This window comes from Nocardia sp. Marseille-Q1738 (genome assembly GCF_965283145.1).
This window is the reverse complement of sequence record NZ_CBDIMS010000001.1, coordinates 767,975-782,029: the sequence shown is the minus strand read 5'-3', so window position 1 is coordinate 782,029 and position 14,055 is coordinate 767,975. Positions and strand designations below refer to the sequence as shown.

The window sequence follows — 14,055 nt, the reverse complement described above, 5'->3', positions numbered from 1 at the left end:
ATGGAGTTCCGAGAACTCGCGGTGCCCGGTGCGTGGGTGATCACCCCGCGCCAGCACGGCGACGATCGCGGCATGTTCCTCGAAGGATTCAAGGCCTCGGAGTTCGAAAAGGCGACCGGACGCGCGTTCGACCTGCGGCAGGTGAACTGCTCGGTCTCGGCGGCCGGGGTGCTGCGCGGCATCCATTACACCGAGGATCCGCCGGGTCAGGCGAAATACGTGACCTGTGTGCGCGGCGCGTTCCTCGACGTGGTCGTCGACCTGCGCCGTGGCTCGCCGACCTACGGGCGCTGGGACAGCGTGCTGCTCGACGACGTACACCGGCGGTCGGTGTTCCTGTCCGAGGGCCTCGGGCACGCGATCCTCTCGCTGGAGGACGGGTCGACGGTCACCTACCTGTGCTCGCTGGAGTACCAGCCCGAGTTCGACCGGGACCTCGATGCCTTCGACCCCACACTTGGCATCGAGTGGCCGCGGGTCGGTCGCGACGGCAAGGAGCTCACCTTCATCCGTTCCGCGAAAGACACCGTGGCCCCGCCCTTCTCCTGAGCCGCATGAAAGGCTGCTGCCGGGCGTAATCCGTCCGAAGCAGGCCGAGCGACGGCGAGGCAGCCGCAAACGCCGAAGCGCCGTCATCCGTTGCGATGACGGCGCTTCGACGTGCGGCGTTCAGCCGACGAGTTCCAGCTCCTTCACCTCGGCAGGCTGCTCCTGCCTGCGGTACTTCGGCACGAAAGCCAGCAGGGCGACGAGCGCGCCGACGATGGACACGCCTGCGGCGAACTCCAGGCCGGGCCGGTAGGTGTCGAGCATCCCGGCCGCGGAGATGTCGGCGTGCGCGCCGGAGGCGATGATCGCCGTGGTCACGGCGAGCACGATGGCCGCGCCGACCTGCATGGCGGTCTGCAACACGCCTGCCGCCAGGCCCTGCTCGTCGTCATCGATGCCATTGGTGGCCTGGATGTTGATGGCCGGGAAGCCGACCCAGCCGATGCCGATGAGCAGCACCGCGGGCAGCAGCATGGTCAGGTACGACGGCGCGGTGTCCAGCCGCAGGAACAGCAGGTAGCCGACGGCCATCACGACCATGGTGATCGCGATCACCGGCCCGGTGCCGAACCGATCCACCAGCTTGTCGGAGAAGAACGCCGACAGCACGACCAGCAGACCCACCGGCAGCAGCGCCATCGCCAGCTTCAGCGGCGACCAGCCCAGGGTGTCCTGCATATACAGGGTCACGATGAACTGCCAGCTGAAGTAGGAGCCGGCCACCGCGACGATCGCGAGGCTGGCCCGCACCAGGGAGGATTTGCGCAGGATGCCGAGGCGCACCAGCGGGTAGCGCACCCGCCGCTCGGTCGCGATGAATCCGGCGAAGAGCGCCGCGACCGCGACGAACGAACCGATGGTGCGCACCGAGGCCCAGCCCGCTTCCGGCGCGGAGACAACGGTGTAGACCAGCAGCAGCATCGCGGCGGTGGACAGCAGCGCGCCGAGCAGGTCGTGGCCGCCTTCTTCGGCGGGCTTGTCCTTCGGAACCAGCACGTAGGCAGCGGCCAGCGCGGCCAGCGCGATCGGCACCGGAAGCAAGAACGTCCAGCGCCAGCCGACACCGGTCATCAGACCGCCGAACAGCAGACCCGACGAGTAACCGCCCGCGCCGAACACGGTGTAGATGGACAGCGCCTTGTTCCTGGCCGGTCCCTCGGCGAAGTTCGTGGTGATGATGGACAGGCCGGTCGGCGCGGTGAACGCGGCGGCCAGGCCCTTGACGAACCGGGTGAGGATCAGCAGCGGACCGGAGGTGACCAGGCCACCGGCCAGCGACGCGACGGCGAAGACCGCGAGCGCGATCAGGAAGACCTTGCGCCGCCCGAGCAGGTCGGCGGTGCGTCCGCCGAGCAGCAGCAGACCGCCGTAACCGAGCACGTAACCGCTGACCAGCCACTGCAAGGTGGAGGTGGACAGATCGAGTTCCGCGCCGATGGACGGCAGCGCGACACCGATCATCGAAACGTCGAGACCGTCGAGGAACAGCACGATGCACAGCGTGATCAGCATGCCCCAAAGCCGGATGGACCATCTGGTCGGATCGGTCGCCGGGGCGGCCGAGAGCGTTGCTGGTGAAGTCATGCGGAGGACATTACATGCGCGTGCATTAAATGCCAACACATCTAATGCAGTTGCATACGATGGCGTGGGCCACTAGGATGGGGCCATGTCGAAGCCGTCCACAGTGCACGCGGGCCGGCGCACCGGCGCGCTGGTCGAAGAGTGGCGTGCGCTGCTCGATCGGCACGCGGTGGTGAGTTGTGCGCTGGAGAAAGCGCTCCAGGCCCGGCATCGCATCGGACTCAGCGAATTCGAGACGTTGGACCGGCTGATCGACGCCAACTGCGGCGATTACCGCATGAGCGATCTGGCCGGCGACATCCACCTGAGCCAGAGCGCGCTGTCGCGCGCCGTGGCCCGGCTGGAGCGCGACGGCCTGGTGCGGCGCACCATGTGCGCCGAAGACCGCCGCGTCGTGTTCGTCTGCCTGACCGACAAGGGCCGCGAGGTCCACGAGCAGGCGCTGCCCACCCATCGGGCCGTCCTGAACGAAACGTGGGAGTTGCCGGGCCCGCCGAAGTGCTGACCCCGCGGCGCTATCCGAGCGACGCGCGCACGTTCTCGATGCTCGCGCGCGCGTCGACCGTCACCGCCTCGATACTCGCGAAAGCCGCGCGGAAGCGCGTGATCTCGTGCTCTTTGTCCAGGTAGATCGATCCGGTGAACGCCTCCACGTACACCACGGGCGGTTCGGGTAGCTCGCCGGAACCAACCTCGGGGAACTCCAGCAGCACGAACCGGCCCGAACTCATGCCCTCGTGATACCCGGAATCCATGGGTACCAGGCGAATTCGGACGTTCGGCAGATCACACATGCGGCGCAGATGATCGAGCTGCTCGGCGGTCACCGCCGGGCCACCGATGCGCCGCCGCAGCACCGCCTCGTCGATCAGCACGTCCAAACGCAGCGGCGCGTCGGCGCGGGTGACCAGCGCCTGCCTGGCCTGACGCAGCCGCACCCGGCGGTCGACAGCGTCGGCGGACAGTTCCGGATGCGCCGCCGCGAGCACCGCGCGGGTGTAGCCCTCGGTCTGCAGCAGGCCTGGCACGAGTTCGTTCTCGTAGGTGAACAGCCGGGCGGCCGCCTCCTCCAGCCCGATATAGACCTCGAAGCCCTCCGGGATGACGTCGCCGTAGGCGGTCCACCACCCCCTTGCCTTGGTGTCGCGCGCCAATGCCGTCAACGGTTCGAGCAGTTCGGGCGGCGCGCCGTAGATCTTGCACATCGCCTCGACGTCGAGACTGCGCAGCGAGGTCTGCCCGGTCTCGATCCGCCAGATCTTCGCCTCCGACCACTCCAGTTGCTGCGCGGCCACCCGCGTGGTCATCCCGGCCCGGTTGCGCAGATCGCGTAGCTGGCGGCCGAGTTGCCGCCGCGGCATCGTCGAACCGGTGGTCCCCTGCGGTAGCCCCATACTTCCCCCCTTCTAGCCGTACACCGACCGCGCTACGACCGATCACGTCCCGGTCGGCTGCGCGGCCCACCTTCTCGGACACCCGCGGTGGATGTTCGAGGGTGTCCGAACAGCATTGTTCACAGCGAAACTGACACCGGTCACTGTGCGTGTCTCAGCCAGGTCGGTGTCACTTCGGCGCCAAACGGCCTCCGCGCAACGCGTTTCGCGCTGTCTACCTGCGCGGGGTGCGTTTGCGGAAACGCCAGAACTGCACCGCTCGAACGTCTTCGGAGAGCTGGTTGACCGGCTCCGCCACGTCGGCCAGAGCTTGGAACAGATCGTCGGCCAGCTCGCTGATGTGCTCCACCCTGGTCGCCAGACGCGAGGCGTTCACCAGGAATTCGAGAATCAGGCGCACGGCGGCCGCGATGGTCAGCGCGAGCGGAACCCCGAGCAGCGCGGCGAGCACGCCGAACACCGCCGACACCCGCCACATCGAGATGGTCAGCGCGATCGGCACCGCGAAAGCGAACACCAGCCCGAGGATGTAGGCCAGCGGCAGCAGCGTGCGGGTGGCCGGGCGATGGAACTGTACGTCGAGCAGGGCGCGTGCGGCGGCCTCGCTCCACTGCATGAACGCCCGCGGGCTGCCGAACGGCTCGGCGAGCTCCTCGTCCGGCTCGTCGCGGGAGGACCGCTCGGCCGCCTTCCACGTGATCCACCGCGACTCGGCCTCGAATTCCTCCGCCTGGCCGCCGCCGGCGGGCACCCCCGTGTCGTTCGATTCATCGCCTCCCGGCCTGACGCTCATGCCTGCGCCTCGCTGGCGCTCGGCTCCGGCATGCGCGACAGCGCTGTGATGATGATTCGCTCGCTGCGCTCCCTCATGCCGAGAATCCTCCTCGTTCGTGGCGGCGCGATCCAGCCCGGAAACGCGGGGGACCGGGAAGTTTTCGCGCATGCAACATCAATCACACCGTCCCCAGCAGTTTCACAGCTTCGACCCAGCGAGTGTTCAGGTCAGCGGCCGAAAGTAGCTGCGTAGCAACAACTGCGAGCCACGGCGGGACGCTCGGCGGCACACGGTCGGACCTCTCGGAAATGAGACCTAGGCGACACTCCGGAAATTTGTTCCGAAGATCGCGTAACGCTCGAAGCGGCCCCTGGCGATACGACCCATGAATGCAGGACCCAGAGATCTACCGGGGAATGGAGAAGACAGTGCGCACCACGTTTCCGACTTCCGTCACGGCGGCCGAGATGACCGCCGCTGCGCAGGACTACAACCAGCGCGGATGGACGGTCGCCGAAACGGCCAACGGTCTGAGCCTGATCACCGACGACGACTTGTCCGGCATCGAGGTCACCGGCGAACTGGCCGGCGAGGTCCGCCGCTTCCTGCGCGCCAACAATCTGTCCGGTCCGGTGATCGAGATCCCCGGCGCGGAGCGTCGCGAGGTTCACCTGGTCACCGGTGTCCGCAAGGCCGCGATGGCGCTGCAGGCGCTGCGCGAGGCCGGCGCCACCGTGTACAGCGACGGCGCGGGCATCCCGCTGCCGCCCACCCAGCTCTCGGCCGGCTCGGCCCACTGGGGTATCGCGCCCGCCGAGGCTCGCTGGGTGCCGCCGGTCGTCGCGATCGCCGCCGCCGTCCGCGCCGCCCGCGCGTCGCGCCGCGCGAAGCTGACCATCGCCTGCTGAAGATCGCGTCCGAGATTCAGTTCACCTGCTGATCGCGGGCTGGGACCGCGCTGACCGGCCTGTTTGCGACCGGCATCCGTCTCGGCGCTCTGGCTCCCCACCCCAGAGCGCCGCCGGGTGCCGGTCGTTCGGCGTTGCGGATATCGAGCGTTCTCTTTTCAGTTCCACCGCTGGACGCCAAGATGGGGTATGGCCCCGATCACGCAATCGCGCACCCTGCTGCGGACCTGCCCGCTCTGCGAAGCGGTCTGCGGACTCGAACTCACCCTCGACGCCGACGACCATGTCACCGCGGTCCGCGGCGACCGGAACGATCCCTTCAGCAAGGGTTTCATCTGCCCGAAGGGGGCCAGCTTCGGCCATCTCGACGAGGACCAGGACCGGGTGACCGAACCGCTGATCCGCGACCGCGCCAGCGACACCTGGCGCACCGTGTCCTGGGACGAAGCCTTCGATTACATCGCCGAGCGGTTTCCCGCCATCGTCGCCGAGCACGGAAACCAGTCAGCGGCGGCCTACTTGGGCAACCCCAATGCGCACACCATCGCGGGCACGCTGTACGTACCGATTCTGCTGCGCGCGTTGAGCACCAGGAACATCTACTCCGCGAGCACGGCCGACCAGATGCCCAAGCAGGTGGCCAGTGGGCTGATGTTCGGCGACCCGCTGACCGTGCCGGTACCCGACCTGGACCGCACCGACTATCTGCTGATGCTCGGGGCGAACCCGCTTGAATCCAATGGCTCGTTGTGCACCGCACCGGACTTCCCCGGCAGGCTGAAGGCGTTGCGGCGCAGGGGCGGCCGCTTCGTCGTGGTCGATCCCCGGGCGACACGCACCGCGAAACTGGCCGACGAGCACCTGTTCATCCGTCCGGGCAGCGATGCGTACCTGCTGTTCGGCATCGTGCACACGCTGTTCGCCGAGCAGCTGACCAACGTCCGCGTCGAGGTCACCGGACTGGACGAATTGCGCGCGGCCGCGGCGGCATTCGACCCGGAAACGGTGGCGGTCCGCACGGGAGTGCCCGCGTCGACGATCGTGCGCCTCGCCCGCGAGCTCGCCGCGGCGCCGACCGCGGCGGTCTATGCCCGGATCGGCACCTGCACCGCCGAGTTCGGCACGATCACACAGTGGCTGGTCGAGGCGGTCAACACGCTGACCGGCAACCTCGATTCTCCCGGCGGCGCCATGTTCGCCATGGCGGCCGCCGGCGGCATCCCCCGCACCAGGCCGTTTCGCACCGGGCGCTGGACCAGCCGGGTTCGCGAGCTGCCCGAGGCCATGGGCGAATTGCCCGTCGCGACGCTCGCCGACGAGATCACCACGCCGGGCGAGGGACAGATCCGCGCGTTGGTGACGGTCGCCGGGAACCCGGTGCTGTCCGCGCCGAGCGGCGCGCGCTTGGACGCGGCGTTCGCCCAGCTGGACTTCATGGTGAGCGTGGACCGGTACGTGAACGAAACCACCAGGCACGCCGACGTGATCCTGCCGCCGCCGCGTCCGACGCAATCGCCGCACTACGATTTCGCCTTGCTGCAGTTCGCGGTTCGCAACTACACCCGGTATTCGCGTCCGCTGGTGCCCTTGGGCGACCGGCCTTCGGAGCCCGCCGTGCTGGCCCGCCTGGCCGCGGCGCTGACCGGCCGGCCACATGACGGATCCGACGGCGTCGACCCGCTCACCGCCGTGGACGAACTGGTCATCGCGGGTCTGCTGCACAAGGCCGGGCTCGCGGACCGGCGCGGCGAGCTGATCGGCGAGAACAGCACCGAGCAGCGCATCGACCTGATGTTGCGGCTTGGCCCGTACGGGGAATGGAACGGCGGCACGCTCAACCTGCGAGTACTGCTGGACAACCCGCACGGCATCGACCTCGGCGCATTGCGGCCGCGGCTGCCAGGCGTGTTGCGGACGGCTACCAAGCAGGTCGATCTGGCGCCGCAGCCGCTGCTCGACGACGTGGCGCGGATGCGCGACCGGCTCGGCGACGCGGCCCCGGAGATCGTGCTGATCGGGCGACGCCAGCTACGGTCCAACAACAGCTGGATGCACAACATCGCGCCGCTGGTGAGCGGATCGAATCGCTGCACGCTGCATATCAATCCCGCCGACGTGGAGCGGCTCGGACTCGGCGACCAGGCCGTGGTGAAGTCCGCCGCCGGGACGCTGACGGTTCCGCTGGAGCCGACCGACGCCATCATGCCCGGGGTGGTGAGCCTGCCGCATGGTTGGGGCCACGTCGACAGCGCGCAAACCGTCGCCCGTGCACACGCCGGGGTCAACGCCAATGTGCTCACCGATGATTCGGTAGTCGACGTGCCGTCCGGTAACGCCGTCTTCAACGGGGTCCCGGTCACCTTGAGCTGTGTTTGATTTGCAGCGCCTGCGGCGCTGCGTGTTCGCGGCCCCCTTGTTGCTCGCGTCCGAGTGACCGCCGCTTGCGACTTCGTCGCTTGCGCGTCGGCCACTCGGACGCGAGCCGGCCGCGAACGGGACATGCTCGGTCTCGCTTCGCTCGAAAATGGAGTGGGGCCGATGTGTTGCGTGGCGCGGTATCCGCGGTACCGGGGTTGCGCCGCCCTCGGGCGCTCTCCGCTGGCTGGCCGCCGCTCGCCACGTCATCGCGGATGCAACGGACAACTCGGACACGAGCCGCCGCTGGGCAATGCTCGACTTCGCTGCGCTCGAAACAGGTGCGGCGGCGACGGTGCGACCGTGTAGCCCGCAATCATGGAGGCTGGCCCCGGATCTTCCATGAGATCCCAGATCTTCGCGGCCGACGGCCAATTGACCGCGCCCGGACAATCCCGGCCGGTCGGATTGTAGCTAATTTGCGGAAAACCTTGCGCCACGGGGCGATTCAGTGCATTCTCAACGTTGATTTCGAAGTTTTGCCGTGCGGTTCTCATCTAAAATGAACGGGATTTCGGTGCGCCGCGGTTCAACGTCGAGCCTCGTGGATCCTGATTCCGACAACCCAGAGGGGCGGAGATGCGAGGTACACAGATCGGCAGTGTCGGCGAGCGCGAACTGCAGGAAAGGTACGGCACACAGGACCGAGCCCAGCGGTTCTACGACGATCAGGTGCTGGACCGGCTCAATGCCGAGATGATCGAATTCATCGGCCGCATGGATATGGCCTTCATCGCCACCGCGGACAAACGGGGCGAATGCGACGCGAGTTTCCGCGCCGGACTTCCCGGTTTTCTGCACGTCATCGACGAACGCACGATCGCCTACCCGGAATACCGCGGCAACGGCGTGATGGCCAGTCTCGGCAACATCCTGGAGAACCCGCACGTCGGCATTCTGCTGATCGATTTCGTCCAGGATCTCATCGGACTGCACATCAACGGTTCGGCACGCATCGTCGCCGACCCCGCGCTGCGCGGCGCCGTGACCGACTTACCCCCCAACCACCAGGGCCGCGTCGCGCAGCACTGGGTAGTGGTCGACATCGAAGAGGCATACATCCACTGCCGCAAGCACATCCCGCACCTGGTCCCCGCCGCACGGGCGCAACGCGAGTGGGGCACCGACAACATGCGCGCCAAGGGCGGGGACTACTTCGGCGCCAAAGCGCAGAACCGCGAAGGCGGCCCTGGCCCGGCTCACCCGCTGACGGCTTCGGCCCGGGTCCCGCGCCCGCCGGACGCATCCGAGCGATCGGTCCCGATCTTGAAGATGACCAGGCGCTGGACGACGAAGTTGATCACCGTCGCGGTGCCTTGGGCCACGACGAAGGCCAGCGGCTGGCGCCACCAGACTTCGTCGAAGGCGTGGTAGAGCACCGCGTTGATACCGACCTGCACCGCGAAGGTGACCGCGTAGAGCGCGACCACCGCGAGGAAGCGGAGGCGGCTGGGCGGGGCCTGGAAGGTCCAGCGGCGATTGATCAGGTAGGCGGTCGTGGTGCCGGCCACGAAGCCGATCGACTTGGCGACGCTGACCGGTAGGCCGACCAGGTTGAGCAGCAGGCTGTAGAGCCCGTAGTCGACGACGGCCGAGAACCCGCCGGTGAGGGTGAACCGGATGATCTGCGTCTTGAGGTCGACATCGGTGCTGTGTCCGATTCGGCGCTCCCGGGGCCCTACGTGGTTACGCACGCTGCCTCCTTCGGGCCCGTCGCTCGCGCCGCCGGGCTCGTCGACCAGCGGCAACTCGGCCGGGAGCGGCAGGTGGGGTTCGGCTTGCACGCCGACGAGCGTAGCGCCGAGGAGCCCGCGGGATGGATTCGGTTCTAAACGACGTGTTCGTCACTACCCGTGGGTACAGCGACCGCGACCGGATCTGGCGTCATACCTGTAGCCTCTATGCCGATGTCCACGAAAGCTCCGACCGCCACCACGACAACCGGGAACGACACTGGCGCCGGCGTCACGAACGACGGCCCGGCCGCGGGGAACGCGTTCACTCTTCCGACGCGCACCCGCACGTTGACCGGGTGGGGTCGCACCGCACCCACCTCTTCCGAAGTGCTCTCGACCAGCGATCCCGAACTGATCGCCAAGGCAGTCGCCATGGTCGCCGAGGACAACGACGGCAAGCCCGCCCACCTACGGCGCGGTGTGATCGCCCGCGGCCTCGGCCGCTCCTACGGCGACCACGCGCAGAACGCAGGCGGCCTGGTCGTCGATATGACCGCCCTGAACAACATCCACCGGATCGACCGCGATACGCGGATCGTGGACGTGGACGGTGGCGTCAGCCTGGACCAGCTCATGAAGGCCGCGCTGCCGTTCGGGCTCTGGGTTCCGGTGCTGCCCGGCACCCGCCAGGTGACCATCGGCGGCGCGATCGCCTCCGATATCCACGGCAAGAACCACCACAGCGAGGGCAGCTTCGGCAACCACGTGCGCTCGATCGAGCTGCTCACCGCCGACGGGCAGGTGCAGCACATCACACCGAAGCGCAACGCCAAACTGTTCTGGGCGACCGTCGGCGGCAACGGGCTCACCGGAATCATCCTGCGCGCGACCATCGAGATGGTGCCGACGGAGACCGCCTACTTCCTCAACGACGGCGTGAAGACCACGACGCTCGACGAGACCATCGCCGCGCACAGCGACGGCAGCGAGGCGAACTACACCTACTCGAGCGCCTGGTTCGACGTGATCAGCCCGCTGCCCAAGCTGGGCCGGGCCACCATCACCCGCGGCAGGCTGGCGAAGCTGGACGAGCTGCCGAAGCGGCTGCGCAGCAAGCCGCTGAAGTTCGACGCGCCGCAGCTGATGACCGTCCCGGACATCTTCCCGAACTGGACGATGAACAAGCTCACGCTGATGTCCATCGGCGAGGCGTACTACCGGATGGGCGGCAACTACACCGGCAAGGTGCAGAATCTGACGCAGTTCTACCACCCGCTGGACATGATCGCGGAGTGGAACCGCGGCTACGGCTCCAACGGCTTCCTGCAGTACCAGTTCGTGGTGCCGACCGAGGCGGTCGAGGAGTTCAAGCGGATCATCATCGATATCCAGGCGTCCGGGCACTACTCGGCGCTGAACGTGTTCAAGCTGTTCGGTCCTGGCAACCAGGCCCCGCTGAGCTTCCCGATGCCGGGCTGGAACATCTGTGTCGACTTCCCGATCAAGCGGGGCCTGAACGAGCTGGTCAGCGAGCTGGACCGGCGGGTGCTCGAGTTCGGTGGGCGGCTGTACACCGCGAAGGACTCGCGGACCACCGCCGAGACGTTCCACCAGATGTACCCGCGGATCGACGAGTGGATCAAGGTCCGCCGGAGCGTCGATCCCACAGGAGTTTTCATGTCCGATATGGCGAGAAGGCTGGAGCTGCAGTGATCAATGCCGTTGGCAACCCGCAGTCGATTCTGCTGCTCGGTGGCACCTCGGAGATCGGCTTGGCAATCTGCGCGCAGTACCTGAGGAAAGGCACCGCGCGCATCATCCTCGCGACGCTGCCCGGCGATCCGCTGCGCGAGGACGCGGTCGCCCAGATGAAGGCCGCGGGCGCGAGCCAGGTCGATGTCATCGATTTCGACGCGCTGGACACCGACAGTCACCCGAAGGTGATCGATGCCGCGTGGGACGCCGGCGACGTGGACGTCGCCATCGTCGCCTTCGCCCTCGACGGTGACCCCGAACAGCTGTGGCAGAACCAGCGCAAGGCCGTGCAGGTCGCGCAGATCAACTACACCGCGGCGGTTTCCGTCGGCGTGCTGGTCGGCGAGAAGATGAAGGCGCAGGGCTTCGGGCGGATCATCGCGATGTCCTCGGTCGCCGGTGAACGGGTACGGCGCTCGAACTTCGTCTACGGGTCGACCAAGGCCGGCCTGGATGGCTTCTACCTCGGACTCGGCGAGGCGCTGCGCCCGCACGGCCCGCGTGTGCTGGTGATCCGGCCCGGCATGGTGCGGACCAAGTTCTCCGCGCACGTCAAAGAGGCCCCGCTCACCGTCGACAAGGAAGACGTCGCGGTGCTGGCGGTTTCGGCCTCGCAGAAGGGCAAGGAACTGGTCTGGGCGCCGGGCTCCTTCCGCTACGTGATGATGATCCTGCGGCACATCCCGCGCGCGATCTTCCGCAGACTGCCCATCTGACCCGGCGATCGGGCTCGGACCCAGTGCCCGCGTGATCCTCGATCACGCGGGCACCTATCGTCTGACGGAGTCGACCCCAGTGAATCCGGAGGCGCTATGCGAGTAATCGAGTGCGACGAGCACGGAGCGGTCCGTTGAGCACGGTCACCGCGACGGGCGAGGCGCCGTCGCAGCCCGCCGATCCGGCCCCGGCGCCGGGGCGGGCAGCGCTGCTGGTGCGACAGCTCGCCTCCGGTGCGGGGGAGGCCGCGCTCGCGGCGGTCGTAGCCGCCGTGGTGGCCACCGTCGGGCTCGTCGCGTTTTCCATGGTGCAGTGGCCCGCCTTCAATTCCTCGAACGTCACGCGGGCGCTGACCACGGTCGGGCAGGTCGTCGCGGCGGTCATGCTCGCAGTTGCGATCGCGCTGCTGCGGCTGCACAAATGGCCGTGGATCGCGAAACTGCTTTCCTGGGTGGGGATCTCGACGTTCGTCACGGTCACGCTCGGCATGCCGCTGGCGGCGACCAAGCTGTATCTGTTCGGCGTCTCGGTGGATCAGGAGTTCCGCACCGAGTTCCTCACCCGGCTCACCGACTCCGCCGCGCTGCGCGACATGACGTACGCGGATCTGCCGCCGTTCTACCCGGCCGGCTGGTTCTGGATCGGCGGGCGGGTGGCGAATCTGCTCGGGATGGACGGCTGGGAGGTGTTCAAGCCGTACGCGATCGGGTTCCTCGCGGTGGCCGCGGTCGTCGCGCTGGTGCTGTGGTCGAAGCTGATCCGTGCGGACTGGGCCGTGGGCGTCGCGGCGGCGAGCACCGCGGTCACGGTGGCGTACGCCGCGCCGGAGGCCTACAGCGCCGTCATCGTGCTGCTGCTTCCGCCCGCGCTCGTGCTCGCCTGGGGCGCGCTCTACCGGCCGCTGGAGGACGTCCGGTCGGGCACGACGCCGGAGGATGCCGGGCAGCGCACTGCCGGTGGCTGGGGCGCGGTCATCGGCACCGGGCTGTTTCTCGGCTGGGCGGCCACCTTCTACACCCTCTACTTCCTCGTGGCCGCTTTCGCAGTCGGCCTGATGGGCCTGCTGGCGGCCGTGCTGGCGGTGCGTGAGCAGCGTGCCGCCGACCATCCGCGCCGCACCCGCGGCGCGACCGGCGCCGGTCGTTCCTGGCGCGCGGGAGTGCCGCCGCTGCTGCGTCTGGTGGTGATCGGGGCGATCGCCGGAGTGGTCGCACTCATCGTGTGGGCGCCGTACCTTGCGAAGACGCTGCGCAGCGCCACCGCGAGCTCCGGCACCGCGTTGCACTATCTGCCGGAAGCGGGTTCGCAGCTGCCGCTGCCGATGTTCGAGTTCTCCCTGCTCGGTGCGCTGTGCCTGATCGGCACGGTGTGGCTGGTACTGCGCGCCGCGTCGTCGCGGCGGGCGCAGGCGTTGGGGATCGGGGTGGCCGCGATCTATCTGTGGGCGCTGCTGTCCATGGCGGCCACGGCGGCGGGCACCACGCTGCTGTCGTTCCGGCTGGAGCCGGTCTTGCTGGTGCTGCTCGCGGTCGCGGGCGCGTTCGGGTTCGTGGAGGGCGCGCGGGCGATCTACCAGGCGTTGAACGAGCCCGCCCGGTTCCGGCTCGTGGTGATCGTCGTCGCGACGGTCGGTGCGCTGGCGTTCACCCAGGACATTCCGCACATCCTGGCAGCGGAGATCACCACCGCCTACACCGACACCGATGGCGACGGACGGCGTGCCGACGAGCGGGCTCCCTCGGCCGTCTCGTTCTACCATGACGTGGACGCGGCCCTCACCGCCCAGACTGGACGCCCGCGCGCGGACACCGTGGTGCTCACGGCCGACACCAGTTTCCTGTCCTTCTATCCCTACTTCGGCTTCCAGGCGCTCACCTCGCACTACGCCAACCCGCTCGCCGATTTCGCGGGCCGCGCGGCGACGATCGAGCGCTGGAGCAAGCTGAAGACGCCGCAGGAGCTGCACGACGCACTCGCGACGAGTCCGTGGCGCGCGCCGGACGCCTTCCTGTTCCGGCGCAGCGGCGACGCTTACACGCTGCGGCTGGCGAAGGACGTCTACCCGAACGATCCGAACGTGGCGCGCTACACGGTGAGCTTCCCCGAAGAGCTGTTCGCCGACCCGCGCTTCACCACAACCGATATCGGCCCGTTCACCCTCGTCACCGTCCGTCGCTGACCGATTCCACGCCGCTCGCCGAGCCGACGCGAGGAGGTTGAACCCGCCGCGCAGTGGATAACCCATCCGATTGTGAGTCCACGCACGGCGTGGTCGGTTACAG

General features: G+C 68.1%; 11 protein-coding genes and 1 pseudogene. 8 read left to right on the top strand and 4 right to left on the bottom strand.

Annotated elements, in window-relative coordinates:
- Positions 1–549, top strand: coding sequence for a dTDP-4-dehydrorhamnose 3,5-epimerase family protein (locus ACWPXK_RS03445; protein ID WP_454195430.1), 549 nt, complete (start codon positions 1–3; stop codon positions 547–549).
- Positions 550–669: 120 nt separating this feature from the next.
- On the opposite strand, the gene ACWPXK_RS03440 is transcribed toward ACWPXK_RS03445, so the two are convergent.
- Positions 670–2,133: an MFS transporter gene (locus tag ACWPXK_RS03440; protein ID WP_454194534.1), complete on the bottom strand. Its 1,464-nt coding sequence runs from the start codon at positions 2,131–2,133 to the stop codon at positions 670–672.
- An 85-nt stretch (positions 2,134–2,218) separates the two neighbouring features.
- Between ACWPXK_RS03440 and ACWPXK_RS03435 the strand changes: the two genes are divergently transcribed.
- Complete coding sequence (locus ACWPXK_RS03435) at positions 2,219–2,638, top strand: MarR family winged helix-turn-helix transcriptional regulator (RefSeq protein ID WP_454194533.1); 420 nt, start codon at positions 2,219–2,221, stop codon at positions 2,636–2,638.
- A gap of 10 nt (positions 2,639–2,648) precedes the next feature.
- On the opposite strand, the gene ACWPXK_RS03430 is transcribed toward ACWPXK_RS03435, so the two are convergent.
- Together ACWPXK_RS03430 and ACWPXK_RS03425 are read right to left on the bottom strand one after the other, a co-directional pair.
- On the bottom strand, positions 2,649–3,527 hold the full coding sequence (locus tag ACWPXK_RS03430; protein ID WP_454194532.1) for a helix-turn-helix domain-containing protein: 879 nt from the start codon (positions 3,525–3,527) through the stop codon (positions 2,649–2,651).
- 214 nt (positions 3,528–3,741) lie between these two features.
- Positions 3,742–4,320 (bottom strand): DUF4282 domain-containing protein, encoded by a 579-nt coding sequence (locus ACWPXK_RS03425; RefSeq protein ID WP_454194531.1) that lies wholly within the window; start codon positions 4,318–4,320, stop codon positions 3,742–3,744.
- A 371-nt stretch (positions 4,321–4,691) separates the two neighbouring features.
- Here ACWPXK_RS03425 and ACWPXK_RS03420 point away from each other — a divergent pair, with 371 nt between their 5' ends.
- The 3 genes and pseudogenes from ACWPXK_RS03420 to ACWPXK_RS03410 form a co-directional block, all read left to right on the top strand.
- Positions 4,692–5,210 (top strand): hypothetical protein, encoded by a 519-nt coding sequence (locus ACWPXK_RS03420; RefSeq protein WP_454194530.1) that lies wholly within the window; start codon positions 4,692–4,694, stop codon positions 5,208–5,210.
- Positions 5,211–5,399: 189 nt separating this feature from the next.
- Positions 5,400–7,586 (top strand): molybdopterin-dependent oxidoreductase, encoded by a 2,187-nt coding sequence (locus ACWPXK_RS03415; protein WP_454194529.1) that lies wholly within the window; start codon positions 5,400–5,402, stop codon positions 7,584–7,586.
- A gap of 618 nt (positions 7,587–8,204) precedes the next feature.
- A pseudogene (locus ACWPXK_RS03410) lies at positions 8,205–8,804 on the top strand (pyridoxamine 5'-phosphate oxidase family protein); the annotation flags it as partial.
- Between the two features lie 20 nt (positions 8,805–8,824).
- Here ACWPXK_RS03410 and ACWPXK_RS03405 read toward each other — a convergent pair.
- A complete protein-coding gene (locus ACWPXK_RS03405) occupies positions 8,825–9,319 on the bottom strand; it encodes a GtrA family protein (protein ID WP_454195429.1) in 495 nt (164 codons plus the stop codon).
- 207 nt (positions 9,320–9,526) lie between these two features.
- Here ACWPXK_RS03405 and ACWPXK_RS03400 point away from each other — a divergent pair, with 207 nt between their 5' ends.
- The 3 genes from ACWPXK_RS03400 to ACWPXK_RS03390 all read left to right on the top strand — a co-directional run bounded on the left by ACWPXK_RS03400 (position 9,527) and on the right by ACWPXK_RS03390 (position 13,952).
- Positions 9,527–11,014 carry an FAD-binding protein gene (locus ACWPXK_RS03400; protein ID WP_454194528.1) on the top strand — a complete coding sequence of 496 codons (1,488 nt, stop codon included), beginning with the start codon at positions 9,527–9,529 and terminating at the stop codon, positions 11,012–11,014.
- Positions 11,011–11,772 carry a decaprenylphospho-beta-D-erythro-pentofuranosid-2-ulose 2-reductase gene (locus tag ACWPXK_RS03395; RefSeq protein ID WP_454194527.1) on the top strand — a complete coding sequence of 254 codons (762 nt, stop codon included), beginning with the start codon at positions 11,011–11,013 and terminating at the stop codon, positions 11,770–11,772. Before ACWPXK_RS03400 ends, ACWPXK_RS03395 begins: the two co-directional genes overlap by 4 nt.
- A gap of 215 nt (positions 11,773–11,987) precedes the next feature.
- Positions 11,988–13,952 (top strand): galactan 5-O-arabinofuranosyltransferase, encoded by a 1,965-nt coding sequence (locus tag ACWPXK_RS03390; RefSeq protein ID WP_454195428.1) that lies wholly within the window; start codon positions 11,988–11,990, stop codon positions 13,950–13,952.
- Positions 13,953–14,055 lie beyond the last annotated feature (103 nt).